This window comes from Streptomyces sp. JLBG701 (assembly GCF_058544905.1).
In genome coordinates this window covers 7,689,063-7,714,741 of sequence record NZ_CM178588.1, presented here as the reverse complement: position 1 = coordinate 7,714,741, position 25,679 = coordinate 7,689,063, and the positions used below count along the sequence as shown (strand labels likewise).

The following is a 25,679-nucleotide window of genomic DNA, read 5'->3' as shown; positions in this document are numbered from 1 at the left end:
AGGACAGCATCCTGGGCGAGGCCCGCGAAACCCTTGGCCCGGCCGTCGCATCGAGTACGTGTATCGATTGGGCTGCGGGCGTTGACCACCTGTTCCACGGTGGCGTTCCGCCGCTCAACCGACGAGTAGGTGCGGCGCGTGCACGACGGAGGGCCAGGCCGCGGACCGGGGGTCGATGAGGTCGAAGCGGCCGGTGACCGGCGGTTCGGTCGGTTGGGCTCCGAGTGCGGTCGGGTCAAGGGCGGCTTACCGCTCGGGTACGTCATCGGGGCCGCCGCCGAGCAGGCGCTGCACGTGTCCGGAACTGTGGCTTCCATCATGGCGAATGTGATCTTGTTCTGGTGAGATCGCCGGATGCTCGGTTTCCTCCTGCGTCTCCTGCCGTTCTGGGTCCGCGAGCCCCTGCTCATCGCGGTCGGGTCTGTTCTCGGCGTACGCATCATGTATCTCGCCGTCCGCGATCACGATCGGGTCGCGGCCGGTCTCGGCGTGGTCTTCCTCGTGTTCACCGCAATACGCGTCTACGCGGTGATCCGGGCCCTGCGCGCACGCCGGAGCCCGAGTCCGGCAGCCTCCGCAGACGGGGCGGCAGTCGGTGCTGCCGCCCAGCCCCAGGCCCAGGCCGGAACCGGGCCGCGTCCCGGCCCGGACACTCCGGAGAAGGAGCACAACGCATGGAGCCAGGCCGTCGCCGCCGTGGCCGTGTTCGGGGCACTCGCGGCCGCGCTGTGGGTGGCCCCACGCTTCATGCCGTCCGACGACAACGCCCCGCAGCCCGCCTCGTGTTCGGGCGGGGCACACGAGGAGCTTCCCAAGGCCTACAAGGACACGCCCGAGCCTGTGACCGGTGAAGAGCTGTGCAAGGCGCTCAACCGGCCAGACCTGGCCAAGCTCCTTGGAACGCCTGGGGAGACGGCGACCACTGTTTCCAGCACCAACAACACCGCTCCTCTGACTGATGGGAAGGTCGCCCAACCGGAGGCCGAGGTCACGTTCGACACGTACACCGTGAATGTCTCGGCCACTTACAACGAGCTGTCGACCGACCAGTACGTGAAGCTGATGAAGTTCGGGGATGAGAAGGACATCAAGACGCTTACGGTTCTCGGTCGGCCCGCGGTCCTCTCCTCGGATCACACCATGAAGATCGAGATCAATCTCGGGAGTGGCGGATCCGGCGGCCCCGTCGAACAAGGCCCCCTGGCCAGGACGCTGACCGTGGCCCTGGACCGTAATGACCGAGGCGGCTACTGCGACATCACCGTGTGGAGCACGTCCGGAGCCCTCCCGAACGACAGCGTTCTCCTCGACATCGCCGAGAAGGTTCTTCCGAGGATCCCCGAACGACCTGTCCGATGAGACGCCGAAAAATCTCGGCGAGGGCTTCTCCGAAGCCGCGTTCATCGGTCTGCTTGGCAAGTTCACCGCCGCCGCAGGGTCGCCAACTGCTCCCCACGGTTGAGCGGAAACAGTTCGTGCTGTGCGATGGCGGCGAGCCACGGGTTTTTGCGGTAGTGGATCACCTTTCAGCCGCGGTCACAGCGTCACGCACATGACGGGATCGCAGATAGCCGCAGGACGCGTGGTTGTTCGGCGAGGGGTTGTCCACCACGATGTCGGCGATCACCTTCGCCGCGGTGCTGAAGTCGTCGGCCAGGGTGGTGTCCAGCGTGACAACATCGAGCGGGTCGGCGAAGTTCGTCCACAACCGCACCGGTGCGGGAATCCGCAGGGGCCGGGTGACGACGTCCTGGATCTCGGTGTAGCCCAGGGGGGAGCCCAGCGTGATGAACAGCGGGACCTCCTTCTGGGCGAGGTCGGCCTCGCTGAGCACGTCGTAGGCAACGACAGTGCCGAGGCTGTGGCTGACCACCACGACGGGGCCGTTCACGGCGTCGAGGACGGTGCGCAGCCTGGCCCTGATCCTGTCCCGGGCGGGGGTGAAGAAGTACCCGTTGGCGTCGGGGATGAGGTGCCGCAGCAGCTGCCGTAGCAGGAAGCGACGCAGTGGTCCGGGCAGCGGCAGCAGCTCGGCGACCCCGGCGGCGGGGCGGACGCCCGCGGTCGCCGCGATCAGGGAGGGGCTCGTCGGGCTCGCGGCACGGGCCGCCATGCTGATGGCCAGGGAGAGGGCGAACTCCTGCCCGTCCGGGGCCATCCTGCCGAACGTTTCGCGCGCCTCGGCGTCTTCGAGGAGCGTGGTATCGGCGAACGCGTCGGTGACGAGCGCCGTCAGGGCACCGGACGCACCGCACGCGTCGGCCGCGATCGCGGCCGGGCGGTCGTGCAACAGGTCGGCGTAGTAGACCATGCGGGAGCGCGCTCCCATGTCCCGTCCGAACAAATCCTCGTCCCAGGCGCGCTTGAGATCGTTCTCCGAGGGTTTGTTGCCGGCGCCGTGCACATAAACGAACGTGGCGGAGTTCGCATGGAATTCCAAAGCGGAAATCCCCCTTCCGATTTTCGACTCGCGAAACACGATCACAGAACACGATCGCAGAGCGCAGTCGCGTGGAGCATCCCGCTCCGACACCTTCCAGTCAACCCGTCAAAAATGTGTAGCCAAGGAACGAAAAGTGGGAGGCGGGATTCCCGCCCTCGGGCTGGCCAACACCCCGTCCCCGCGGGATGCTGCGACCCTCATGGGCGCGAACCCCCATAGGCGCGAACCCGCTTAGGCATGGAACAGGGAAGTGAGCGGTATGCCCGACGACAAACGTGCGCTCGATTATCTGCGGCAGTTCGGCTACCTTCCGCACGAGGTCGCACTCGACTCCCCCCAGGGCCCGGCAGCCATCCGGGCATGTCAGGCCATGGCCCTGCTTCCGGCCACCGGGACGCTGGACGCCGAAACAGAGAAAGTATTCGAACGGCCGCGCTGCGGATTCCCGGACCGGAAGGGCACCCTTGAGGCCGGCATCGGGACCTTTGTGGCCTTCGGCACGGTGTGGGATCACGCGATCATCACCTACCGCATCAACAATCTCTCCCCCGACCTGGATCCCGGACGGCAACGCAGCCTGATAGCGACGGCCTGGGATCGCTGGGCATCCGTGGTTCCGCTGGTGTTCCGTGAGACCAACGAGCAACCCGACATCGAAATCCGCTTCGGTGCGCTTGAGCACGGCGACGCTTTCCCGTTCGACGGGGCCGGAGGCGTTCTCGCACACGCGTTCTTCCCGCCACCAAATGCCGGGGAACTGGCCGGAGATGCGCATTTCGACGAGGACGAGACATGGCAGGAGGGATTCACCGACCAAGGCTTCGACCTGCTGACGGTCATGGTGCACGAATTCGGTCACTCGCTGGGCCTGGATCACACCTCGGTGCCCAGTTCGACGATGAACCCCTTCTATCCGACGCCGTCAGTCCCCGCGGCGGACGACCGCGCGGGGATCCGCTCGATCTACCGGCGCCACATCTGGGTCGCGTCGCTCTACCGGGACGTACTCGGGCGCCGCTTCGACGACGGCGGACTCGACGGCTGGATGCGGGGCCTGTTCTCGGGGGCCGGCCCGCAGGATGTGGCGCGCGGGTTCTGCTACTCCGAAGAGCACTCCGGGCAGATCGCCACAGACCTGTACTTCACCCTGCTGGACCGGGCACCGGACGACGCGGGCCTGGCCGGCTGGCGCAGCCAGTTGCAGCAGGGCATGGGGCGCCAGTCGGCGATCGTCGCGTTCCTCGACAGCGACGAGTACCTGGCCAAGCACCCGACGGCCGACGCGTTCATCGATTCGCTCTACCGCCGCCTGCTCAACCGTCCGCCGGACGCCGGGGGCTTGGAGTTCTGGCGCCAGAGCATGCGGGACGGCATGCCGCGCTTCGAGGTCGCCCGCGGCTTCGTACTGTCCGAGGAGTACTGCCGCAACCACAGCCGCGATCTCTACCAGCGTCTCCTGCGCCGTCAGCCGGACGCCGCAGGGTGGCAGGACTGGACCGACCAGCTGATGCGTGGCCTCAACCAGCAGGACGCTCTGATCGGCTTCGTCGCTTCGCCCGAATACCAGACCGCCGTCGAAGGCTGGTGGTAGGCGGCCCGCTACGGGATGTCGGTCCCAGAGGTTTCCCGTCGGGGCGACGCCGGCGCTCCGGCGGCACCACTGCGGAAAGAGTCGACTCCCCCGGGATCGAAGACTCGATCCCCTTCTCACAGCCGTTCCGGGCGAGGCCTTCGCATGACGTCGCTCGCAGCGCGGGTCAGTTCGGGGCGGGCCAGGACGTCCGTACTGTCCACGAACTGGTCCACCGAGCCGACCGTCGGCAGGTCGCGGAGGGCTGGGTCGGTGATGCGGGCGGTCAGGGCCTCGGTGAAGCGTTCGGCGTGCAGGACCTGGAACGGCCTGGAGTTGTAAGGGCGCGTGGTCGGGTCGACGCGGTCCGTCAGGTGGAGCTGGTTGTGGATGCCGGCGACGATCTCGTAGGCCTGCGCCAGGTGCCGTTCGCGGGTGTGCCAGTCCGTGGCCGCGAGGGCGGCGGTGAGGACAGGGGTGAGGCGGGGGGCCGCGTGCGCGCCGGCGAAGGCGCTGCCCAGCCATTTGCCGTACGGCGGGTAGCGGCGGTCCATCAGGAGGCAGAGGCGCATCAGGTCGCGGACCAGGCGGGCCGCGACGACCGCGGAGCCGAGTTCGTCGCCCACCTCGCCGCAGCGGCCGACGAAGGCCTCTTCCTGGGAGATGCGCTTCCACTGGCAGGCCAGGACGTGGAGCCAGACGTCGTGCGGATACCAGCGGAGGGTGTCGCGTATGGGGCTCAGTTCATGCAAGCCGTCGTGGAAGACGGCGCCTGCGGTGACCTCGGCGAGGAGTTGGGTGGGGGTGGCCAGCCAGTCCGCCTGGGTGATGCCCTGCGACGGGTCGAAGCCGAGGAGTGCCGTGAACCAGGCGGCTCGGTGGGTGACCTCGATGCGGTGGTGGACCGGGCCGTCGGTGGCCCGCATGACGCGGATGTCCCCGTCGTCGGTGGGGGCGGTGGGGGTCCCCCCGCTCGAGCGAAGCCGAGAGTGGGGGAGGGCGGCGTAGCCCTCGAAGGTCTCCGGGAGGTGTTCGGCGAGCAGATGTCTGATGCGCCCGCCGTGCCGGGGGACGTCCCGGCTGCGGAGGAAGACCTGCACGCGAGGGCCCCATTCGTGGTCCGTCGAGCGGGGGGTGTCGAAGCCGAGGACTTCGGAACCGCTCCCCAAGCGAGCGGCGGAGTGCGGGATTCCGGGGGCGGCTTCCTCAAGGAGGGGGCGTACGGCATCTGTGTAGAAACGGCGGGAGAGTTCAAGGCCCGGTATGAAAGTTGGCATATTCGTGAAGCTCATGCCCAGGACCCTGCCCAATCTGCACATGATCGTGCGAGGGACTTTCGCAGCCTCCCCAGTGAATCCGACAAGTCGAGCAGTTGGGTCGTTCGGGATGCGGCGCGACGATCCCGCCGCGTGGGTCACCGAGGCGGACGCCCTGGACGCGTCACGGCGGTATCCCCATCTCGCCGTGCACGGGCCGGTGTTCGGCGTCGCCACCTCGGATCCTCCACCACGACAACTGACCCCCTGGGGAGCGTGTCAGCCCTCCGACTCCAGCTCGTCCAGCAGCAGGTCCAGGGGGTTCGCCTCGGCGCCCGCCACGATGCGGGTGATCAGCTCCCGCAGCGGCATCTCCTCCAGGAACAGGCCGATGGGTATGTCGATGCCGTGCTCGTCGCGGATACGGCCGACCAGGTCGACGGCGGCCAGGGACTCGCCGCCCACCTCTGCGTACGTACGGCGGTCGATGTCCGTCGCGTCCTCCAGGCCGAGGACCTCGATCAGGATCGCGGCGAGGGACTCCTCGATGCCGCCGCCGGGCGCGGGCTGCGCCGACTCCTGTGCCGGGCGGTGCAGGCTCAGTGCGCCCAGGTGCTCGCCGGTGAAGGCGTGGGCGGGCAGGGGTGTGCGGCGGATGGTGCCGGGGCGCGGGCGCGGGGCCTCCTCCAGGACCACGTGCACGTTCGTGCCGCCGATGCCGACGGACGTGACGCCCGCGCGGCGGGGTGCCCCGTCCGGGGCGGGCCACTCCTCGGCCGCCGTCGGGAGCCTGAACGGGCTTTCGTCCAGGTGCAGTTCGGGGTGCGGGCGGGTCACCCCGGCGCTGGGCACGAGCGTCCGGTGGCGCAGCATCAGCACCGTCTTGGCCAAGGCCGCCACGCCCGCTGCCGCGTCCAGGTGTCCGATGTTGGCCTTGACCGAGCCGAGGGCGATGCGGCCGGCGCCCGCTCCGCTGAACGCGGCTGTGGCGGCGGCGAGTTCGACCCGGTCGCCCAGCTCCGTGCCCGTGCCGTGTGCCTCCAGGTACTGGGCGGCGTCGGGTTCGAGGCCGGCCGCCGCCCAGGCCTCGGTGATGGCGGCGGTCTGGCCCTCGACGCCGGGTGCGGTGAACCCGACCTTGCCCGCCCCGTCGTTCGTCACCGCCGTACCGCGGATCACGGCGTGGATCGGGTCGCCGTCGGCGAGGGCGTCCTCCAGGCGGCGCAGGACGACCAGGCCGACCCCGTTGCCGGGGACCGTGCCCACGGCGTCGGCGGCGAAGGGCCTGCAGCGGCCGTCGGGCGAGAAGATGCCGCCCTGCTGGTAGAGATAGCCGCCGGGGTGCACCGAGTCGACACAGACCCCGCCGGCCAGCGCCCAGTCGCACTCGCCGACCAGCAGCGCCTGCGCCGCGAGATGGACGGCGGCCAGTGAGGTCGAGCAGGCGGTCTGGACGCCGATGCTGGGACCGTCCAGACCCAGGCGGTACGAGATCCAGGGGGCCAGGAATTCCCGGTCCGTGAGGATGCGCGTCTGGATCGTGCCCGCGTCGCGGCCTGTCTGCGCGGCCAGCATGTGCTCGGTCAGGCCGCCGCCGGCGTAGACGCCGGTGCGCGCGGGCGGCTTGCGCGGATCGCAGCCCGCGTCGAGCAGCGCCGACCAGGCCGTCTCCAGGAGCAGCCGGTGCTGGGGGTCGAGGAGTGCGGCCTCGGTACGGTTGAAGCCGAAGTGGGCGTGGTCGAAACGGTCGGCGTCGGCCAACTGCCCCTTGGTGGGCACGTATTCGGGCCGGCGCAGCTCCTCCTCGGGCACGCCGGCGGCGAGCAGCTCCGCCTCGCCGAAGTCGGTGAGGGAGCAGACTCCGTTGCGGAGGTTGTCCCAGTACCGGTCGAGGTCGGGGGCGCCGGGGAAGCGGCCGGCGATGCCGGTGATCGCGACGGCGCCTGCGTCGGGGTCAAGGTCGTCGGTCAACGCGTGCTGCCTTTCTCGGTTCGGGTGCCACGGACGGCGGCCAGGCGTTCGCGCCGGGACTGTCCGCGTCGCCGTGCCTCGTCGTTGCCGTCGGTGGTGGCGGGCGAGGCCTGCTGCGGGGTGCCGGGCCGGTCGAGTTGGGCGGCCAGCGCGGCGACGGTCGGGAAGCGGAAGAGGTCGACGAGGGCGAGCCCGCCGTCCCGTACGGCCTGCTGCTCGCGCAGTGCCGTGAGGACGGCGAGCATGCGCACCGAATTGCCGCCCAGGTCGAAGAAGTTGTCGTGGGCGCCGATCCGGTCGTGGCCCAGCGCACGGGCCCAGACGGCGGCGATGCCCCGCTCGGTCGCGGTGACCGGCTCGGTGTACGCCGCGTCGGGTTCGGGGCGTTCGGCCGGCGGGTCGGGCAGCCGGGAGCGGTCGATCTTCCCGGAGCGGTTGAGCGGCAGCGAATCGAGGTGTACGAACCGGTCCGGCACCATGTAGCCGGGCAGCTGTTCGGAGAGGTGGGCGCGCAGGGCGCCGGTGCCGGGCCAACTGCCGTCCTCCCCCACGACGTAGGCGACGAGGTGCCGGTCGTCGGTCGCGCCGCGCACGGTGACCGCCGCGATCGCGACGTCCGGGTGCGTCGCCAACACGTTCTCGATCTCGCCGAGTTCGACGCGGAAGCCGCGCACCTTGACCTGCGTGTCGACCCGGCCCAAGTAGTGCAACTGGCCTGCCGCGTCCCGTTTCCCGAGGTCGCCGACGCGGTACATGCGCGAGCCGGGAGGGCCGTAGGGGTCGGGGACGAACCGCTCCGCCGTCATGGCCGGACGGCCCGCGTAATCGCGGCCGAGGGAGGCTCCGGACACGTAGATCTCGCCGGTCACTCCCACCGGTACGGGGCGCAGGGCGGCGTCCAGGACCAGGACCCGGGCGCCGGGCACGGGGCGGCCGATCACCACCGGTTCGCCGGGTTCGAGGTCGGCGGTGGTGGCGTAGACGGTGGCCTCGCTGGGGCCGTACGCGTCGACGATACGACGTCCGGGCGCCGCCCAGCGTGTCACCAGCTCGGCCGGGCAGGCCTCGCCGCCGACCGCGAGGGTACGCAGCAGGGGCAGCCGGTCACCGGGACCGGGGACCGACATCGCGGCGGACGGGGGCAGGAAGGCGTAGGTGATCCGGGAGTCCCTCAGCCGGGTCAGCAGGTCCTCGCCGAGGCGTTCGTCTGGGCCCGCGATGTGCAGTTCGGCGCCCGCCGTCCAGGTGAAGAACAGGTCCGAAACGGCCACGTCGAAGCCGAAGTTGACGTATTGGAGCACGCGGTCGTCGGGGCCTACGGGGAAGACCGGGCGGACCGTCTTGCAGAGGTTGGACAGCGCGCGGTGCTCGACGGCTACGCCCTTGGGGGTGCCGGTGGAGCCGGAGGTGTAGAGGATGTAGGCCAGGTTCGTGGGGTCGGGGGCGTCTCCGGAGACGGCCGCCCGCTCCCCTTCGTCGCCGTCGAAGTCGCTTCCGAATTCACCCTCGAACCGGACCACCGGTACGCCCAGCCCATCCGCCAGTTCCCCCGTCTCCGCCGCCGCGACCAGCAGCCGCATCCGCGAGTCCCCCACCATGTAAGCGAGCCTGGCCTGCGGGTGCCCGGGATCGAGCGGTACATAGGCGCCCCCCGCCCGCAGCACCGCGAGTGCCGCCACCGCCATGTCCGCCGAGCGGGGCAGCAGCAGCCCGACGGGCACCTCGGGGCGTACGCCGGCCGCGCGCAGCCGGGACGCGAGGGCGTCGGCGCGGGCGAGGAGTTGGCGGTAGGTGAGCACGGTGTCCTGGTACACCACGGCCACGGCGTCCGGCCGTTCGGCGGCGACGGCGGCCACCAGGTCGGGCACCAGCGGCTCGGGCGGCACGGCCTCGTCGGTGCGGTCGGCGTCCCGCAGGACGTCGGACAGCTCGTCCGCCGACAGCAACGCGACGGTGGAGAGGGGCACTTGGGGCGCTTCCAGCACGCCGTCGAGCAGGGTGAGGAAGCTGTCCTTCCAGTGGCGGACCGTGGCCCGGGTCAGGAGATCGGCGGAGTAGGCGAACTGGCCGACCAGTTCCTCGCCCCACCGCTCCACGTACAGCATGAAGTCGAACTTGGCGGTGTCCCAAGGGAGTTGGACCCGTTCACACTCCGCGCCCGGCAGGGTCAGCGTCAGCTCGGTGTCGTCGTCGTAGGCGAACACCAGCTGGACCAGCGGCTCGAAGCCCGCCACCCGGTCCGGCGCCACCGCCTCCACGACCTCCTCGAACGGGGCGTCCTGGTAGGGCTGGCCGGCCATCGCCCGCGCACGTACCCGGTCGATGAGTTCGCCGTACGACGGGTCGCCGGACAGGTCGACCCGCACCGCGAGGGTGTTGGTGAGCATGCCCACCATGTTCTGGAGTTCGGGGCGGTCCCGGCCGGAGACGGGGACGCCCAGCACCAGGTCACTGCGGCCGCACAGCCGCCCGATGAAGGCGGCGTAGGCGGCGAAGAGGGCCATGAAGGGGGTGCTGCCGTGTGCGCGGGCCACCTTCTCCAGCCCGTCACGCACCTCGACCGGCAGCACGAAACGCTCGGCGCCGCCCTCGGTCGTACGGCTCGGGGGCCGCGGCCGGTCGGCGGGCAGGGCGAGCGTGGTCGGGACGGCACCCAACCCGTCGCGATCCCCGCCCGACCCATCGCTGTCTCCGCCCAACCCGTCACCGTCTCCCCGCAGTTCGTCGGCCCAGTGGGCCACGGCCGCCGCGTACGCCCCGGAGGCGAGCCGCTCCCGCTGCCAGGCGGCGAAATCGGGGTACTGAAGCTCCGGTTCGGGCGGACTCCAGGACCCGCCGGCGGTGAACTCGGCGTAGGCGGCGGACAGTTCGCGCAACATCAGCTGCACCGACCAGCCGTCGCAGACGATGTGGTGGGCGACGAGCAACACCCGGTGGCTGCCGTCGGCGACCGCGTACACGGTGCAGCGCAGCAGCGGGCCCCGGGCGAGGTCGAAGGGCCGCGCCGACTCGGCGGTCATCCGGGCGTGCACGTCGTCGGCCGGCACGTCCCGCTCGACGCTCGCCGTGAAGTGCCCGTCACCGGCCACCACTTGTACGGGTACGCCGTCGTCCCCCGCACGGAAGACCGTCCGCAGGGACTCGTGCCGGGCGACGAGCGCGTCCAGCGCACGGCCGAACGCCTCGATGTCGAAGGGCCCGTGCACGGCGAAGGCCACGGGCACGTTGTACTGCGCGGTGCCGGGGTGCATCCGGTCCAGGACCAGCAGCCGCGCCTGGGCGGGCGACACAGGGAACTCGTAGATCACGTCCGCACTCACGTCCATGTTCACCTCACGTCCGTCCTTCCGCAGCGGTGTACGCCCGCAGCGCGGCGTCGACCGCGGCCGCGGTCTCTCGCGCGAACTCCGGGGTCAGCATCTGTTCGTGCGAGCACGGCACTTCGCGGACATCGACGCCCGCCGCCGTGCGCCGCCAGGCGGCTGCCTTCTCCTCGGTACGCGGCCCCATCCGCTCGTCGGCGGCGGACAGCAGCAGGATCGGCCCGTGGTGGACCGGGGGCCGCCAAGTGTGCGCCAGGCGCAGGTGGTTGGCCCGCATCCGCAGCAGTGCGGCCATCTGCTCCTCGGTGTGTCCGGCGAACACGCCGTTGTGGCTGCGGATGGCCGCGAACACCTCGGCGGCGTCCAGCCGTCCCGGCATGGGCGGCGGTGCGTCCGGGGCTGCGTGCCGCAGCAGAATCTCCAGGCTCTCCTGGTCGACCACGTCGGGGGCCGGTCGGTAGAGCTCGGCGTCCTCGGGCGATACGGGGGTGAAGTCGAGGACGGCGGTCAGCGCGATCTCGTGTCCGTCGGCTCGCAGTCGTGCGGCGAGTTCGACGGCGAGCAGCCCGCCGAAGGAGTGGCCGAGCAGGGCGTACGGGCCCTCGGGCCGCACGGAGCGGATGCGCTCGGCGTACTCGTCGGCCAGTTGCGCCACGGTGTCGGGCAGCGGGGCGTCGGGCGAGCCGAGCACGGACGGCTGGAGTGCGTACACGGCCCGGTCGGGGTCGAGGTGCGGCAGCAGTGTCGTGTACGCCCAGGCCAGGCCCAGCCCCGAGTGGAGGCAGAACAGCGCCGGGCCACGCTCGCCCGGTCGCAGGGTGAGCACGGGGTCGAGGCTGCCGCCGATCCCCCGGCCCGGGACACCGCCGTAGCGCAGATATGCGGCCAGGGCTGCGGGCGTGCGGGCGTCGAAGAGGGCGGCCACCGGGACGCGCGTGCCGAGTTCCGCCTCGATACGGGCGGTCAGCCGCAGGGCGAGCAGGGAGTGTCCGCCCGCCGCGAAGAAGTCGGCGTCGCGCGGGACCCGGGGGAGGTCGAGGACCTCGGCGAAGAACTTGCAGAGGCTGCGCTCCTGTTCGTCGAGGGGCTCGGCGAACGCCGCACCACCGGATGCCACTTGAGCGGGCGCCGGGTCGGGCAGGGCCGCGCGGTCGGTCTTGCCATGCGGGGTGAGCGGCAGCCGGTCGAGCACGGTCCAGGTGTCCGGGAGCAGATGTGCGGGCAGCGACTGTCCGGCGTGGCGGCGGACCTCGTCCAGCGAACCGCCGTCCGCCAGCACGACGTATGCGGCGAGAAGCTTGCCCCCGGCCGCACCGCCCGCCCGCGCCGCGACCACGGCCCGGGACACCCCCGGGAAACTGTGCAGGGCCGCCTCGACCGCGCCCGGCTCGACGCGGTGTCCGCGCACCTTGACCTGTGCGTCGGCCCGCCCGGCGAATTCGAGCAGCCCTTCCGGCGTCCGCCGGGCGAGGTCGCCGGTGCGGTACATGCGGGCGCCGGGCGGCCCGTAGGGGTCGGCGACGAACCGTTCGGCGGTGGCCGCCGCCCGCCCGAGGTAGCCGCGGGCAAGGCCGGTCCCGGCGAGGTACAGCTCGCCCGTCGTTCCGGCGGGTACGGGTCGCAGTCGGGCGTCGAGGACGTGGGCCCGGGTGTTGTCGAGGGGGCGGCCGATAGGGACGGGGCGCCCCGGTGTCGAGTCGGTGACGGGGTGGGTCGCGGCGAACACCGTTGTCTCGGTGGGCCCGTAGCCGTTGACGACGACCGTGTCCGGGCAGCGGTCGCGAACCCGGCGGACCGCCTCCGGCGCGACCACGTCTCCCCCGGCCCACACCTCCCGGAGCGAGGCGAGCGACTCCGGGGCCAACTCGGCCACCGTGCGGAACAGTTCGGCGGTGAGCCAGAGGGCGGTCACGCGGTGGTCGGTCAACGACCGCTGGAGCGTGGCTGGTTCGACGGCCGGCCCGAGGATGACGGTGCCGCCGTTCAGCAACGGCACCCACACCTCGTAGGTGGCGGCGTCGAAGGTGTGCGGGCTGTGATGCAGCACGCGGCTGTGCGCGCCGCCCGCGAAACGGCCGTCGGCGACGAGTTCGGCCACCGCCCGGTGCGGGGTGAGCACGCCTTTGGGCTCGCCGGTGGAGCCGGAGGTGTACATGAGGTAGGCGGCCGAGTCGGGATGAACCTCGGCGTCCTCGACTGGCTCTACGGCAGCATCCTCACCCACCTTCAACACCCGTACGTCCGGCGGCAGCCAGCCAGGAGACTCCCCGTCCGTTACGACGATCCGCGCCCCGCAGTCCCTCAGCAGACGGGCCAGGTGCGCGGGCGGGTGGGCCTGGTCGAGGGGGACGTAGTACCCGCCCGCCCGGACCACCGCGAGCTGGGCGGTCACCAGGGCCGGGGAGCGGGGCAGCAGCAGGGCGATCGGGGTCTCCGAGGACTCACGTGCCCCGGCAGCCCGCAATCGTGCCGCCAACTCCCCTGCCGCCCTGGCGAGTACGGCATAGGTCAAGGTCCCGCCGGGGAACTCCACCGCCGGGAAGTCCGGGGTGCGGGCGGCCTGGGCCGCGAACCGGCCGGCGATCGTCCCGGGCCCGGCTTCCGGCCGTACGGGACCACTGGCCGCGGCGAGCAGCAGTGCGCGCTCCCGCTCCGGCATTACGTCGATCTCGTCGGCCGGCGCGTCCAGGGCGCCCTCCGCGACCAGTCCCTCGAAGGCTCGCACGAGGCGGGCGACGAGGGCGAGGGCGTCGATGCCTGGGCGGTGGCTCAGCCTCAGCAGCCACCGTTCCCCGGCGACCACGGCGAGGGTGACGGGATAGTGCGTGGCGTCCTTGGCGGCCACGAGCCGCAGCCGCCCGCCTGCCGTCAGGCCGTCCCGGGGATAGTTCTCGAACGCCAGGACCGTGTCGAAGAGTTCACCGACGCCCGCGTCCCGCTGTACGTCCGCGAGCCGCACGTGGTGGTGCGGGGCGAGGGCCAGCTGCTCGTGCTGCACCCGCCGCAGCAGTTCCCGCAGCGACTCCCCGCGCCGTGAACGCACCCGCACGGGAAGGGTGTTGAGGAACAGGCCGACCATCGTCTCGACGCCGGGCAGCCCGGCCGGGCGCCCCGACACCACACCGCCGAACAAGACATCGCCACGGCCGGTGATACGGGCCAGGACCAGCGCCCAGGCCACCTGCGCCAGCGTGCCCGGGGTGCAGCCGACCGTGCGAGCCGTGCGGGCGAGGGCCTCGCTGAGCCCTGCGGACAGCTCGGCCTCCAGATCCTCGGCGGGCTGAGCCGCGATCGCCTGGGCCTGCGCGGGGAGGGGCTGGAATCCACTCAGCGCCTTCCGCCACGCACCGCGCGCCACGTCACCGTCCCGCCCTCGCAGCCAGGCCAGATAGTCGCGATACGGGGTGACGGGAGGCAGCTCTCCCCCCTCGTACAGCGCCGCCAGCTCCCGCGCGACCAGCGGCATCGACCAGCCGTCGACCAGGATGTGATGCAGCGTCAGCACCAGCTCGACCCCGCCGTCGCGCCTGATCAGCGCGGCCCGCAGCAGCGGCGGGCGCGTGACGTCGAAGCGGCGCAGACGATCGGCGGCCAGGATCCGTTCCAGCTCCGCCTCGGCCTCCCCCGGCGCACGCCCCGCGAGGTCCGTCTCCGTCCACGGCACCTCGGCCCGCTTCGGGATCAACTGCACAGGCTGGTCAAGCCCCTTGTGCCGGAAACAGGCGCGCAGGTTGGGATGGCGCCGCAGCAGCCCGTCCAACGCGGCCCGCAGCGCCGGGGCATCCACGGGAGCCGCCACCTGGAAGCGGGCCTGCACCAGATAGGGGTCGGGCCCGTCCCCGGCGAGCAGCGCGTGGAAGTACAGCCCTTCCTGGGCGGGCGCCAGGGGCAGTACGTCCGCGATGCCGCCGCCGCTCACAGGTCCTCCCCGAGCAGGTCGAGCTGGGCCTGGGTCAGGTCGACCAGCGGAAAGTCGGAGGCGGTGTGCCCGCCGACGCCCTGCCGGTCGGCGAGCCGGGCCAGCACGGTGAGGGCATCGCCCCACAGGCCGGCCAATTCCCTCACCTCCACCTCACCCAGCGAAGCGTCCGCGTACGACCAACTCGCGCTCAGCCAGGGCCCGTCGGCGCGCTCCTCCGCGACCACGTCGAGCTCCACGTTGTGTGCGAGGGGCAGTGCGTCGGTGTCGGCGCCGAGCAGTTCGAGGCCGTCGGTGTTCGTACCTGCGCTCAGCCGCCCCAGGTAGTTGAACCGCAGGTCGGGCGAGGAGAGTTGGGCGAGGCGGGCCGAGGCGGACGGGTCGAGATGCCGCAGCAGTCCCCACCCGAGACCGCCGCCCGGCACCGAACGCAGCTGCTCCTTCACCTGCTTGAGCGCCTGCCCGGCGACCCCTCCGTCCATCCAGAAGGGCGCGGACCCGGCGGACTCACCGGGATCGAGCAGCACGGGGTGCTGGGTGGTGAACCAGCCGACGGTGCCGCTGACATCGGCGCCGGCGAACTCCGTACGGCCGTGTCCCTCCACGTCGACGAGCAGCCTCCCCTGGCCTGCGGTACCGCCGCGCCATCGGCCGACGGCCACGGCGAGTGCCGTGAGCAGGACGGCGTCGGGGCCGCAGTGGAAGGCGGAGGTGAGGTCGTCGAGCAGGGGGCGGGTGCGGTCGGGCGGTATTTCGACCGTGAGGGTGGCACGCCGACCGGTGGGCGGAACGGGGCGAAGCCGCGCCGCCGGGCCAACGCTCAACGTCTCCTCCCACCAGGGCAGTTCGTCCTCCCGGTCGGCGGCCTCCTCGTGCAGCAGCTCGGCCCACCGGCGGAACGACGTACGGGGGACGCCGACGAGTTCGCGCCCCACCAGCAGCTCGCCGAGCTCGGTGGCGAGGATGCGCAGCGACACCCCGTCCACGGCGAGGTGGTGCGGGCAGAGCAGCAGACGGCCGTCCCGGTCGGGCCCGGCGTCGTACCACACGGCCCGCAGCAGCTGTCCGGCCCGCGGGTCGAGGCGCAGTTCCTGGGCGCGTCGCCGAGCGGTGGATCGTAGGGCGTCGTCGTCCAGCGCGGAGGCGTCTTCGCGGGCGAGCAGGTCGGCGGTCGGAGTCTCGCCGGGTGGCGGGACCTCCAGGGCGTCGAGTCGGCCGTCCTCGGAGGTCGACACGCGCATGCGCAGGGTTCCGTGACGCTTCGTCAACTGTCGGAGGGCGTCGGCGACGCGCTCCTCGGCCACTCCCCCCGGGACACGCACCAGCACAGGCATCGTGAAGCCGTCGACGTTGCCGCTCCGCTCCCGCCACCAGTGCATGATCGGCGTGAGCGACACCGGGCCCACGCCGTCGTCCGGCGCCGTGTCGTCCGCCCCCGCCACCCTTGCAACTGACGCCAGTTGAGCGGGCGTACGGGCGTCGAAGACCTCGCCGGGGCTGAATTCGAGCCCCGCCGCACGGGCTCGGGCGACCAGTTGGATGGCCATGATGCTGTCGCCGCCGAGCTCGAAGAAGTCGCCGTCGGCCATGACCGTGTCCCGGCCCAGCACTCCGGCGAACAGGTCACACAGGGCCTCCTCGCGGGCGGACGCGGGAGCGGTTTCACCTGCGCGGTCTCCCGTCGGCGCGGGCAGTGCGGCTCGGTCCGTCTTGCCGGAGGGGGTCAGCGGGATCGCGTCCAGGGCGACGAAGGTGCCGGGGACGAGGGCGGCGGGCAGCAACTTGGCCGCGTGCGCGCGGAGTTCGGCCGGGTCGGCCGTGTGGCCCGGCCGGGACACGGTGTACGCGACGAGCCGCCGCTCCCCCGGGCTGTCCTCGCGCAGGGCCACCACCACCCGCTCCAGGGAGGTGTGTTCGGCGAGAACCGCCTCGATCTCGCCGGGCTCGACGCGCAGGCCGTTGAGCTTCAGCTGGTCGTCCGCCCGTCCCAGGTAGTCGAGTTGGCCGTCGGGGCGGTGGCGGGCGAGGTCGCCGGTGCGGTACATGCGGGCGCCGCGCGGGCCGTACGGGTCGGGGACGAAACGCTCGGCGGTCAGCGCCGGGCGGCCGAGATAGCCGCGGGCGAGTCCGTCGCCGGCGAGGTAGATCTCGCCGCGTACGCCGACCGGTACCGGGCGCAGGGCCGCGTCGAGGACGTGGACGCGGGCGCCCGCGATGGGGCGTCCGATGGGCGGTGGTGTGCCGTCGCCGGGGAGGGGGTCGGAGAGGGTGACGGCGACGGTGGCCTCGGTGGGGCCGTAGGCGTTGAGGACCCGGCGTCCGTCCACCGCCCACTCGACGGGCAGGCCTGGCGGGCAGGCCTCGGCGCCGGTGCACAGGGTGCGCAGGTCGGGGCAGCCGGCGGCCCTCACGCCCGCGAGCAGGGCCGGGGGCAACAGCGTCGCCGTGATCCGCAGCCGGCGCAGCGCCTCGCCCAGGGTCTCTCCGGCCAGCGGGCCGGGGGGCGGGACGACGAGGGTCGCGCCGCTCTGGAAGGCCATGGCCGTCTCGGAGACGAAGACGTCGAACGACGGGGAGCCTGCCTGCAGTACGCGGCTCGAGGCATCGAGCCCGAACCGCTCGGCGAGGCTGCGTGCGAGCGCCGCGATGCCGGCGTGGGGGACGACGACGCCCTTGGGCCTGCCGGTGGAGCCGGAGGTGTAGATGACGTACGCGGCTTCGGCGGGCGCGGGGGTGTGCGGGGGCAGCGGATCGGCGTCGTACGCCGAGTCGTTCAGCTCCAGGACGGGCGTGCCCTCGGGGGCGTACGGCGGTACGGCACCGCCCCCGCCCGGCTCGGTGACCAGCAGTGCGGGCGCGGCGTCCGTGAGCATGTGGGCCAGCCGGTCGGCCGGATAGGCCGGGTCGACGGGCAGATGGGCGGCTCCGGTGTGCTGCACGGCGAGCGCGGCGACGACGGCGTCCGCCGAGCGGGGCAGGGCGAGCGCGACGATACGGCCGGGGCGAGCGCCGAGGGCCGAGAGCCGTGCGGCCAACCGGGCGATGCGGTCGGCGAGTTCGCCATAGGTGAGGCGCAGGTCCCCGTATTCCAGGGCGGATGCGCCGGGGTCGATGGCGGCCCGCCGCGCCACGAGCCCGGGGAGGGTCACCGCTTCCGACTCATCACCCTGGACGCTGTTGTCCCCCAGCAGCCGTCGCCGTTCCTCGGCCGTCATCGGGTCGTGGTCCGCGACCGGGGTGTCCGGGTCCCGGATCAGGCGGGCGAGCATCGCGGCGAAGCCGTCCGCCCAACTCCGCACCACCGCCGGGTCGTAGCGGTCGGTGCGGACCTCCAGGGTTCCGGCGAAACCGTCGTCGGCGTCCTGCACGATGCCGACGAAGTCGTGTTCGCCGCCGGTGTGGATCCGCTCCGGCTCGGTGAACTCCCGCAGCCTGCGCACGCTCTGCTGCCGGGGCAGGTACATGAACACCCACTGGAACAGGGGCGATTGACCGGCGTTGCGGCCGGGTGCCGTACGGGCGACGATGCGGCCGACCGGTACGTCGGCGTGGGCCAGCACCTGGGGGAAGTCGGCGGCGAAGCGGCTGATCAGGTCGGTGAGGGAGTCGTGGGGGCCGACCCGCCAGCGGGTGGGGACCGCGTTCATCACATAGCCGATGACCCGGTCGAGGCCCTTGGCCCCTCGGTTGGCGGTCGGCGTGCCGAGCACCAGGTCGGCGGAGCCGGTGAGTCGGGCGGCGAAGGCGGCGAACGCCGAGATCAGCACGCCGTACACCGTGGTGCCGTGGGTCCGGGCGAGGGCGCGTACGGCGCGTTCGGTCTCGGCGTCGATGTGGAAGGGGAGTTGGGCGATGCCGAAGTCCTCCCCGGCACCCGTGGCGCCGGGCACGGTCAGCGGGGCGGGCGGGCGGCCGAGGTAGCGCTGCCAGAAGTCGAGCCGGGTGTCGAGGACGCCAGCCGTCTCCAACTCCCGTTGGTAGGAGGCGAAGTCGGCGTACTGGACGCGCGGCCGGGGCGGCGCCGCTCCGCCTTCCCGTACGGCCCGGTAGGCGTCGGCGAACTCGGTGTGCAGGACGTCGAAGGACCACCAGTCGGTGATGATGTGGTGCAGGCACAGCAGCAGCGTCGAACGGCTGCCGTCGCCGTCAGGACTTCCGCCGCCGGTGACGAAGCAGCCGCGGATCAGCCGCTCGCCACCGGAGAGATCGAAGGGGCGGCGCCTGTACTCCTCGAAGAAGTCGTGCGCGGAGCGACCGGTGCCGGTCAGGTCGATGCGCTCAAGCTCGAAGGGGCCGGCCGGGGGGAAGTCCACGCGCAGGTCGGCCGGTTCGGCCCCTGCGCTGATACGGGTCCGCAGGATGTCGTGATTGCTCTGGAGCGTGGTCAGCGCCGCCGCCAACTGCTCGGGATCGATGGCGTCGTCGAAGTGGTAGGCGCAGCACAGGTTCAGCGCGGCCGTCGCCGGATACAGCGAGTCGTAGACCCACAGGTCCTCCTGCGCCGGGCTGAGCCGCAACGGCCCGTCCCCGTCCCGCACCGGAATCACGGCGGGCACCGCGTCCGTCCGCCCCGACTCCACCAACCGGCGGAGCAGACGCACCCGTTGCTCCCCACTGAGCGCGCCGAACCGGTCCCCAGTTGAGGACGTCGAGGACGTCGAGGAGCTCATGCCAGGTCCTTTCGCAGTGCCGCGAGCCGGTGCAGGCCGGCCAGGACCTCGTCCCGGCCGAGTCCGAAGTCGATGAAGCAGGCCACCTCGTCGCAACCGAGGTCCCGCAGGTCGGCGAGCATCTTGGCGCAGGTGTCGGGCGAGCCGAGCAGGCTCCCCCAGGCGAGATAGCGCAGGAACGCGAACTCCGTGAGCAGGGCGACCTTCTGGTCGTCCAGGGCGGCGGAGGGGTCGTCGGCGCCCCGGTTGGCGGCGGTCTGCCGTACGTAGGAGGCGAGGTAGGCCTTGAGGGGCGCCTCGACCAGTCGCCGCGCCTGCGCGTCGTCGGCGCCGACGTAGGTGTGCGCCATGAGGGTGACGGTGCCGCGATCGCCGTGCGCACCCGGCTGTTCGGGCGCGGCGGCATAGGCGGCGCGGTAGCGGCCGATCAGCTCGGCGAGGTCGGCGCGGCTCTGTCCGACGGTCGCGCCGAGCACCCCGGCGCGCAGACCGCCGGCGGCCTCCCAGGTCGCGGGCGAGCCGGAGGTGGTGAGCCACAGGGGCAGTTGGGGCCGTACGGGCGTCGGCTGCGGTCGTACGTCGATGGCGCGGCCGGTGCCGTCGACGAACTCGGCGGCCTCGCCCGCCCACAAGCGGCGCAGCAACGGGATGTCACGCAGGGCCCGTTCGCGCCGGTCGGCGTAGTGGTCGGGCGCGAGCACGAAGTCCGCCGAGTGCCAGCCGGTCGCGACCGAGAACCCGGCCCGCCCGCGCGAGAGGTTGTCGACGACCGCCCACTCCTCGGCGACGCGCAGCGGATGGTGCAGCGGCAGTACGACGCTGCCGCCGCGCAGCTCGATGCGCTCCGTGGCCACGGCGAGCGCGGCGCTGAGCACGGCCGGGCTCGGGAAGACCTGCCCCACCTGCTGGAAGTGCCGCTCGGGCGTCCACACGGCGGCGAAGCCCAGCTCGTCGGCGGCTCGGGCGATGGCCAGGATGTCCTCGTACTTCGCCGCGTGATCCGGGGCCCGGCCCTCCGGGTCGGCCGGATCCGCGCCGAAGAACATCACGCTCAGTTCCACAGTGCCGGGACCTCGTCGCGGGGTATGCGCCGTCGGCGCGGGATGGGGGTGTCGTCCGGTGCGGGTGGTGCGGCGGGCCGGCCGGCCAGCCATGCCGCCAGCCCTGCCGGGGTGGGGTGCTCGAAGAGGTGCGCGGTGGTCACGGCGACGGACTCGGCGGTCGCCAGCCGGGCGGCGGCGCGCACGGCACGCAGCGAGTTGCCGCCCAGGGCGAAGAAGTCGTCGTGCGGGCCGACCCGTTCGACCCCGAGAACCTGCGCCCACACGGTGGCGATCCGGTGGGTGAGCGCGTCGGCGGACTCGGCGGCCGTCTCGGGCACACGCTGGAGCGGAACGGACTGTTGCCGAACCTCCAACTGCCGTGTTTTATAAGGCGGTTCCGGCAGCGATACGGCCGACAGTCGGGCGTCGCCGTCCCGCTCGGGCAGCTCGGTCAACAGCCCGACCAGCGCATCCGCCAGCCACGCCATCACCTCGGGCTCGAACACGTCCTCCTGGTATTCGAGCGTCAGCGCGATCCCGTCCGGGGCGCCCTGAGCGTCGTAGGCGTCGGTGACGTCGACGAGCAGCTGGAAGCGGGCGGCGCCGGTACGCGCCACCTCGACGCGGCAGTCGGCGCCGGGCAGGCGCAGCTGCGCACGGGCCTGGTTCTGCAGGGCCAACACCACGTCGGTGAAGGGGTGATGGCCGGGCAGCCGGGGCGGATTGAGGTCGTCGACGACGTACTCGAACGGCAGCTCCTGGTGAGCGAAAGCCGCCAGATCACACTCCCGGATCCGCGCCAGCAGCCCGGCGACGGTGGCGTCACCCAGCGGCCCCGGGCGCAGCACCAGCAGGTTCACGAAGAATCCGACGAGGTCGTCGGCGGTGCCGTCGGTGCCGCGCCCGGCCACCGGCGCGCCGATCGCGATGTCGGCGTCGGGCGCGGCCCGGTCCAGGACGGTGGCGAGGGCGGCGTGCAGCACCATGAAGAGGGTGACGCCGTGCGCACGGCCGAGCCCGGCCAGCCGGGCATGGGCCTCGGCGTCGAGCTGCCGCACGAGAGTGGCGGCACGCGCGCCGACCCCGGCCGTCGGGGTGCGCTCGGGGCGGCGGGGCAGGGCGGGGGCGGGCGGTAGGGCATTCAACGCCCTTTTCCAGTAGCCAAGTTGAGAGGTGACCAGACCGTCGAGCCGCTCGGCCTGCCGTAAGGCGTGGTCGGCGTACTGCACAGGAAGGGGCGGGAGAGGCTCGCCCGCGTAAGCACGGGAGAGGTCGGCGCACAGCGGGGAGAGCGACCAGCCGTCGGTGGCGATGTGATGCAGGAGCAGGAGAAGAACCTGCTCGCCGGGCCGACCTCCGACATCGCCTTCGACATCACCCTGGACATCGCCTTCGACCTCGAACAGCACGGCATGCCAAGGGAGTTCGGCGGCAAGGTCGAAGGTGTGCCCGACGGCCCGCCCGATGCTCTGCTCCAGCTCGGAGGCGGCTACGCGCGTCCGGGTGAGCCGTGGCCGGGCCGCTGCACCCTCCAACACCCGCTGCACGGGCTCCTCGTCCTCGCCCTCGACGAACACCGTCCGCAGCGTCTCGTGCCGCTCGGCCACGGCGGCCAGCGCCTGCTCCAGCCGACCGACGTCGACAGGCCCGGAGATTCGCGCCACCAACGGCACGTTGTACGCGGCCCCCGCCTCGACCCGGTCGAGGAACCAGAGCCGACGTTGGGCGAAGGAGAGCGGGAGGACGTCGGGCCGGGGTGCGGGGAGCGTGTCCTTAGGGGCGGCGCCGTTCTCCCCACTCACCAGCGGCGCGAGCCCCGCCACGGTGGGCGCGTCAAACAACGCCCGTACGTCCACGGCCACGCCGAACTCGGCATGGATCCGCCCGATCAGCCGGGCCGCCCGCAGCGAGTGCCCACCGAGCTGGAAGAAGTCGTCGTGGACACCGACGGAGGACACCCCGAGCACATCGGCGAACAGCGCGCACAGCGCCTTCTCCTCGGCGGTCCGAGGCTCAACTCCCTTACTCGGCTGCCGATTCGCACGCGACGCGGGCTCGGGCAGCGCGGCCCGGTCGAGCTTCCCGCTGGGCAGCAGTGGCAGCTCGGCCAGGGTGACGACATCGGCGGGCACCATGAAGTCGGGCAGCAGATCACGGACGTACGGGCGCAACTCGTCCTCGCTCGGCGCCTGTTGACGGTCGCCCGGCGGTACGACGTAAGCGACGAGCCGCAATTCCGCATCCGCTCCCGCGCGCGCGGTGACGACGACGCGCTCCACCCCGGGATGGCGGGCGAGGACCGCCTCGACCTCCCCGGGCTCCACCCGGAAACCGCGGATCTTCACCTGGCTGTCGGCGCGTCCGGCAAACTCCAGTACACCGTCAGGGCGTTGGCGTACCAGGTCGCCGGTGCGGTACATGTGCGTGCCCGGTGGACCGTACGGGTCGGGGACGAAGCGCTCGGCGGTGAGGGCGGGCCTGCCGGTGTAGCCGTGGGCGAGTCCGGCGCCGGCGGCGTAGAGCTCGCCGACGGTGCCGCACGGGACGGGGCGCAGGTCGGCGTCGAGGACGTGGACCCGTTTCCCGGCGAGTGGCCGCCCGATGGGGACGGCGGGGCCGCGGGTGTCGTCCGGGGTCACGGGATGGGTGGTGAGGAAGACCATGCCCTCGACCGGCCCGTAGCCGTTGCGGAGCCGCAGGTCGGGGTGGCGGCGCAGGGCCTCGGCGACATGGCGTGCGGAGAGCGCCTCGCCGCCGACGGTCAGCCGCCGCACTCCGGCGAGGGCCCGGGGGTACTCGTCCACGACGACGTTGAAGAGGCTCGCCGAGAGATACATGTCGGTGACGCCGTGTTCGGCGGCCAACTCCCTTATGACCAGCGGGTCCGGGCGCATACCGGGGTGCAGGACGCAGGTGCCGCCATGCAGGAGCGGCCCCCACAGTTCGAGGGCGAAGGCGTCCCAGGACACGGGGGCGCACTGCAGCCACACCGCGCCGGGACCGAAGGAAGCGAAGTCCTGACCGGTGAGGGTCGCGGTGATGGCGTGATGCGGGGCTGCGATCCCCTTGGGCCGCCCGGTGGAACCGGAGGTGAACATGACGCAGGCGACGTCGCCGGCGCGGGCGGGCTCGCCGGAGAGTGCGACAGCCACCCGGTCCGCGTCCCCAACCACGGACACGAGCCGCGCCCCGTCCGCCAGCCGCCCGGCTCCATCCGCCTGCCCCTCCCCGTGCACGACGGTCGTGACCCCCGCGTCGGCCACCATCCCCCGCAACCGCTCCTCGGGCAGACCGGGATCGAGCATCGCGTACCCGCCCCCGGCCTTGAGCACGGCCAGCAGCGCTACGACCATGTCGGCGCCGCGCTCCAGACACACCCCGGCGATGTCACCGCGCCGCAGCCCGGCGGCCCGCAGCCGCGCCGCGAACTGCCCGGCACGCGCGTCGAGTTCGCCGTACGAGATCCGCTCGCCGTCCGCCACGAGGGCGAGGGCGTACGGGTTCCGTGCGGCCTGGTGTGCGAAGAGTTCGTGGACACAGCCCGCTTTCGGCCCCCCGGCCATGTCAGGCAGTGCCCCTGATGCTCACCGGACGCATGTCGGTCCAGTGGGTTTCGACGTAGGCGAGGCACTCCTGCCTCGACGCGGTCTCCAGAGCGGTCCGCCAGCCGGCCGGTACGGCCAGGTGGGCGGGCCACAGTGCGTGCTGTTCTTCGTCGTTGACGACCACCAGGTACTGGCCCTCTTCGTCCTCGAAGGGGTTGGTGACCGTCTCGTGAGCCCCGTTTGTCTCAACTGTGTTCGCCATGGACTGCTGTCTCAGCCTTTCGAAGCCGTGCTCGTGCTCGTATCCGGGTCAGGGAGTGGGGAGTCGAGGTCGGGGAGCAAGATTTCGATGTCGCGTACGGTGCGCCGGGAGAGCCCCCAGAGTGCGGCGGCGATGCCGCAGATCCCGGCGATGAAGAGCAGCGCGGCCATGCCGCTGCCCCGGCCCTCGCCCACGACGGGCGCGAGCAGATGCACGATTCCGCTGTCGTTGGCGGCCTGCGGTTCGAAGACGTGGTCGGCGAGCGGGCCCGAGGCCGCCATGGCGACGGGGATGGAGATCTGGGACACGAACATCACGGCGCCGAAGACGCGTCCCTGGAGTTCGGCCGGCACCTTGGTCTGGATCATCGACTGCAACGCGCCGTTGATCATGGGCATCAGCAGGGCGCCGATGAGCATGGCCACGCACCAGCCGACCACGCCGTCGACCGCCGACATCGTTATCTGGGCGCTCAGACACATGCCGACGATGCCGAGGAGCATCCCCCGGATCCGGTTCTTGGGCCCGCCCCAGACGGCGAGCAGCAGCCCGCCGCTCACCCCGCCGACCCCGATGCAGGTGTTGACGGCGGCGAGGACGGCGGAGTCGTTGCCGCTGCGGGCCAGGACCATGGGCTGGACGGCGGAGAAGCCCAGCATCATGACCAGGTTGACGGCGAAGAAGACGATGACGAGATCGCGCAGACTGGGCCGCCGCCACAGCTCCTTGAGCCCTTCGGCGGAGTCGGCGAGCAGCCGCTTGCGGGGCGCACCGCCGAGCCCCGCGTCCCGCTCCCGGACGGGCTCGTCGAAGTGCACGACCCGGACGGCGATCAGCGCGAGCACGAAGCTGGCCAGGTCGATCCAGAGGATGGCCCCCAGCCCCGACACGGCGACGAGCACCCCGCCGAGTGCCGGTCCGAACACGTCGGCGCTGCTCTTGGCAGAGGACAGGAGCCCGTTGGCGCGCTGCAGTGAGTCCTTGTGGACGAGTACGGGCACGGAGGCGGACAGCGCGGGGTACTGGAAGGCGGCGGCGGCTCCGACCAGCGCGACAGTGACATATACATGCCACATTTGTGTGCCGTCACCGGCGGAGTACGAGACGGTCAGCGCCCCCACGGCCAACAGCCCGCCGGCATCGGTCAGTTGCAGAGCGGTACGCCGGCTGACCCGGTCGATGAGAGCCCCGGCGGTGGGGCTGAGCACGATCTGCGGCACGAGCGCGCAGAGCGACAACAGCACGACGTCGGTGGCCTGTTGCCCTTGCCGCCACGCCTCGATGATCAGCGCGAAGCGGAGTACGGAGTTCCCGACCAGCGAGACGACATGCCCGGCCCAGATGACGAGGAACGACCGCATATCCACCAACGCGGCGAGACCCCGTGGAGAGTCCCCGCCACCCCCGCTGCTCGACACAAAGCCCCCGCTCGATCGCCGCTGGCAACGCCAAGCACTGTCGCACAGGCTCTCGAAGGGGGCAAGAGGTTTCGATCTTCGTCCGGAGCCCTCAACTCCCCCTGAGTCGACTCAATTTGGCCCCATCACCAGGCCCGCCGACAGCCCTCGGGGCGCCCACGAAAAAACCCATAAATCTTCAGCGCGGTATGCCGACACATCGATATCCGCCCCACGTTCCTCACTGTGATACTCGCCCCGTTTACCCGCCAACCGTGGC

The 25,679-nt window shown here is 72.0% G+C and carries 12 protein-coding genes and 1 pseudogene; 3 read left to right on the top strand and 10 right to left on the bottom strand.

Annotated elements, in window-relative coordinates:
• The first annotated feature begins 354 nt into the window (after positions 1-354).
• Positions 355-1,359 (top strand): DUF6215 domain-containing protein, encoded by a 1,005-nt coding sequence (locus tag AC5DRG_RS35830; protein WP_491803765.1) that lies wholly within the window; start codon positions 355-357, stop codon positions 1,357-1,359.
• A gap of 160 nt (positions 1,360-1,519) precedes the next feature.
• On the opposite strand, the gene AC5DRG_RS35825 is transcribed toward AC5DRG_RS35830, so the two are convergent.
• Complete coding sequence (locus tag AC5DRG_RS35825) at positions 1,520-2,440, bottom strand: hypothetical protein (RefSeq protein ID WP_491803764.1); 921 nt, start codon at positions 2,438-2,440, stop codon at positions 1,520-1,522.
• A 262-nt stretch (positions 2,441-2,702) separates the two neighbouring features.
• On the opposite strand from AC5DRG_RS35825, the gene AC5DRG_RS35820 reads away from it, so the two are divergent.
• Positions 2,703-4,034, top strand: a complete 1,332-nt coding sequence (locus AC5DRG_RS35820) for a matrixin family metalloprotease (RefSeq protein WP_491803762.1) — start codon at positions 2,703-2,705, stop codon at positions 4,032-4,034.
• Positions 4,035-4,150: 116 nt separating this feature from the next.
• Here the strand turns inward: AC5DRG_RS35820 and AC5DRG_RS35815 are convergent, their stop codons facing one another.
• The gene (locus tag AC5DRG_RS35815; RefSeq protein ID WP_491803761.1) at positions 4,151-5,290 is read right to left on the bottom strand and encodes a DUF4037 domain-containing protein; all 1,140 of its coding nucleotides are present in this window, start codon (positions 5,288-5,290) and stop codon (positions 4,151-4,153) included.
• A gap of 109 nt (positions 5,291-5,399) precedes the next feature.
• Between AC5DRG_RS35815 and AC5DRG_RS35810 the strand changes: the two are divergent.
• A pseudogene (locus AC5DRG_RS35810) lies at positions 5,400-5,516 on the top strand (DUF5954 family protein); the annotation flags it as partial.
• A gap of 32 nt (positions 5,517-5,548) precedes the next feature.
• Here the strand turns inward: AC5DRG_RS35810 and AC5DRG_RS35805 are convergent.
• The 8 genes from AC5DRG_RS35805 to AC5DRG_RS35770 are packed head-to-tail and all read right to left on the bottom strand — an operon-like array spanning position 5,549 to position 25,363.
• Positions 5,549-7,240: a beta-ketoacyl synthase N-terminal-like domain-containing protein gene (locus AC5DRG_RS35805; RefSeq protein WP_491803760.1), complete on the bottom strand. Its 1,692-nt coding sequence runs from the start codon at positions 7,238-7,240 to the stop codon at positions 5,549-5,551.
• Positions 7,237-10,560 carry a non-ribosomal peptide synthetase gene (locus tag AC5DRG_RS35800; RefSeq protein WP_491803759.1) on the bottom strand — a complete coding sequence of 1,108 codons (3,324 nt, stop codon included), beginning with the start codon at positions 10,558-10,560 and terminating at the stop codon, positions 7,237-7,239. Before AC5DRG_RS35800 ends, AC5DRG_RS35805 begins: the two co-directional genes overlap by 4 nt.
• A gap of 13 nt (positions 10,561-10,573) precedes the next feature.
• Positions 10,574-14,482, bottom strand: a complete 3,909-nt coding sequence (locus tag AC5DRG_RS35795) for an amino acid adenylation domain-containing protein (protein ID WP_491803758.1) — start codon at positions 14,480-14,482, stop codon at positions 10,574-10,576.
• Entirely contained in the window at positions 14,479-19,152 is a 4,674-nt protein-coding gene (locus AC5DRG_RS35790; RefSeq protein ID WP_491803756.1) for an amino acid adenylation domain-containing protein, read from the bottom strand. The genes AC5DRG_RS35795 and AC5DRG_RS35790 overlap by 4 nt, the downstream gene beginning before the upstream one ends.
• Entirely contained in the window at positions 19,149-20,213 is a 1,065-nt protein-coding gene (locus AC5DRG_RS35785; protein WP_491803754.1) for a MupA/Atu3671 family FMN-dependent luciferase-like monooxygenase, read from the bottom strand. The genes AC5DRG_RS35790 and AC5DRG_RS35785 overlap by 4 nt, the downstream gene beginning before the upstream one ends.
• The gene (locus AC5DRG_RS35780) at positions 20,204-23,758 is read right to left on the bottom strand and encodes an amino acid adenylation domain-containing protein (protein ID WP_491803753.1); all 3,555 of its coding nucleotides are present in this window, start codon (positions 23,756-23,758) and stop codon (positions 20,204-20,206) included. The genes AC5DRG_RS35785 and AC5DRG_RS35780 overlap by 10 nt, the downstream gene beginning before the upstream one ends.
• A 1-nt stretch (position 23,759) precedes the next feature.
• Positions 23,760-24,002 carry an MbtH family protein gene (locus tag AC5DRG_RS35775; RefSeq protein ID WP_491803752.1) on the bottom strand — a complete coding sequence of 81 codons (243 nt, stop codon included), beginning with the start codon at positions 24,000-24,002 and terminating at the stop codon, positions 23,760-23,762.
• An 11-nt stretch (positions 24,003-24,013) separates the two neighbouring features.
• Positions 24,014-25,363: an MFS transporter gene (locus tag AC5DRG_RS35770; RefSeq protein ID WP_491803750.1), complete on the bottom strand. Its 1,350-nt coding sequence runs from the start codon at positions 25,361-25,363 to the stop codon at positions 24,014-24,016.
• Positions 25,364-25,679 lie beyond the last annotated feature (316 nt).

Coding starts and splice junctions, on each gene's coding strand:
- AC5DRG_RS35770 (WP_491803750.1), bottom strand. CDS start 25,363: ATGCGGTCGTTCCTCGTCATCTGGGCCGGGCATGTCGTCTCGCTGGTC.
- AC5DRG_RS35815 (WP_491803761.1), bottom strand. CDS start 5,290: ATGCCAACTTTCATACCGGGCCTTGAACTCTCCCGCCGTTTCTACACA.
- AC5DRG_RS35820 (WP_491803762.1), top strand. CDS start 2,703: ATGCCCGACGACAAACGTGCGCTCGATTATCTGCGGCAGTTCGGCTAC.
- AC5DRG_RS35790 (WP_491803756.1), bottom strand. CDS start 19,152: ATGAGCTCCTCGACGTCCTCGACGTCCTCAACTGGGGACCGGTTCGGC.
- AC5DRG_RS35780 (WP_491803753.1), bottom strand. CDS start 23,758: ATGGCCGGGGGGCCGAAAGCGGGCTGTGTCCACGAACTCTTCGCACAC.
- AC5DRG_RS35830 (WP_491803765.1), top strand. CDS start 355: ATGCTCGGTTTCCTCCTGCGTCTCCTGCCGTTCTGGGTCCGCGAGCCC.
- AC5DRG_RS35775 (WP_491803752.1), bottom strand. CDS start 24,002: ATGGCGAACACAGTTGAGACAAACGGGGCTCACGAGACGGTCACCAAC.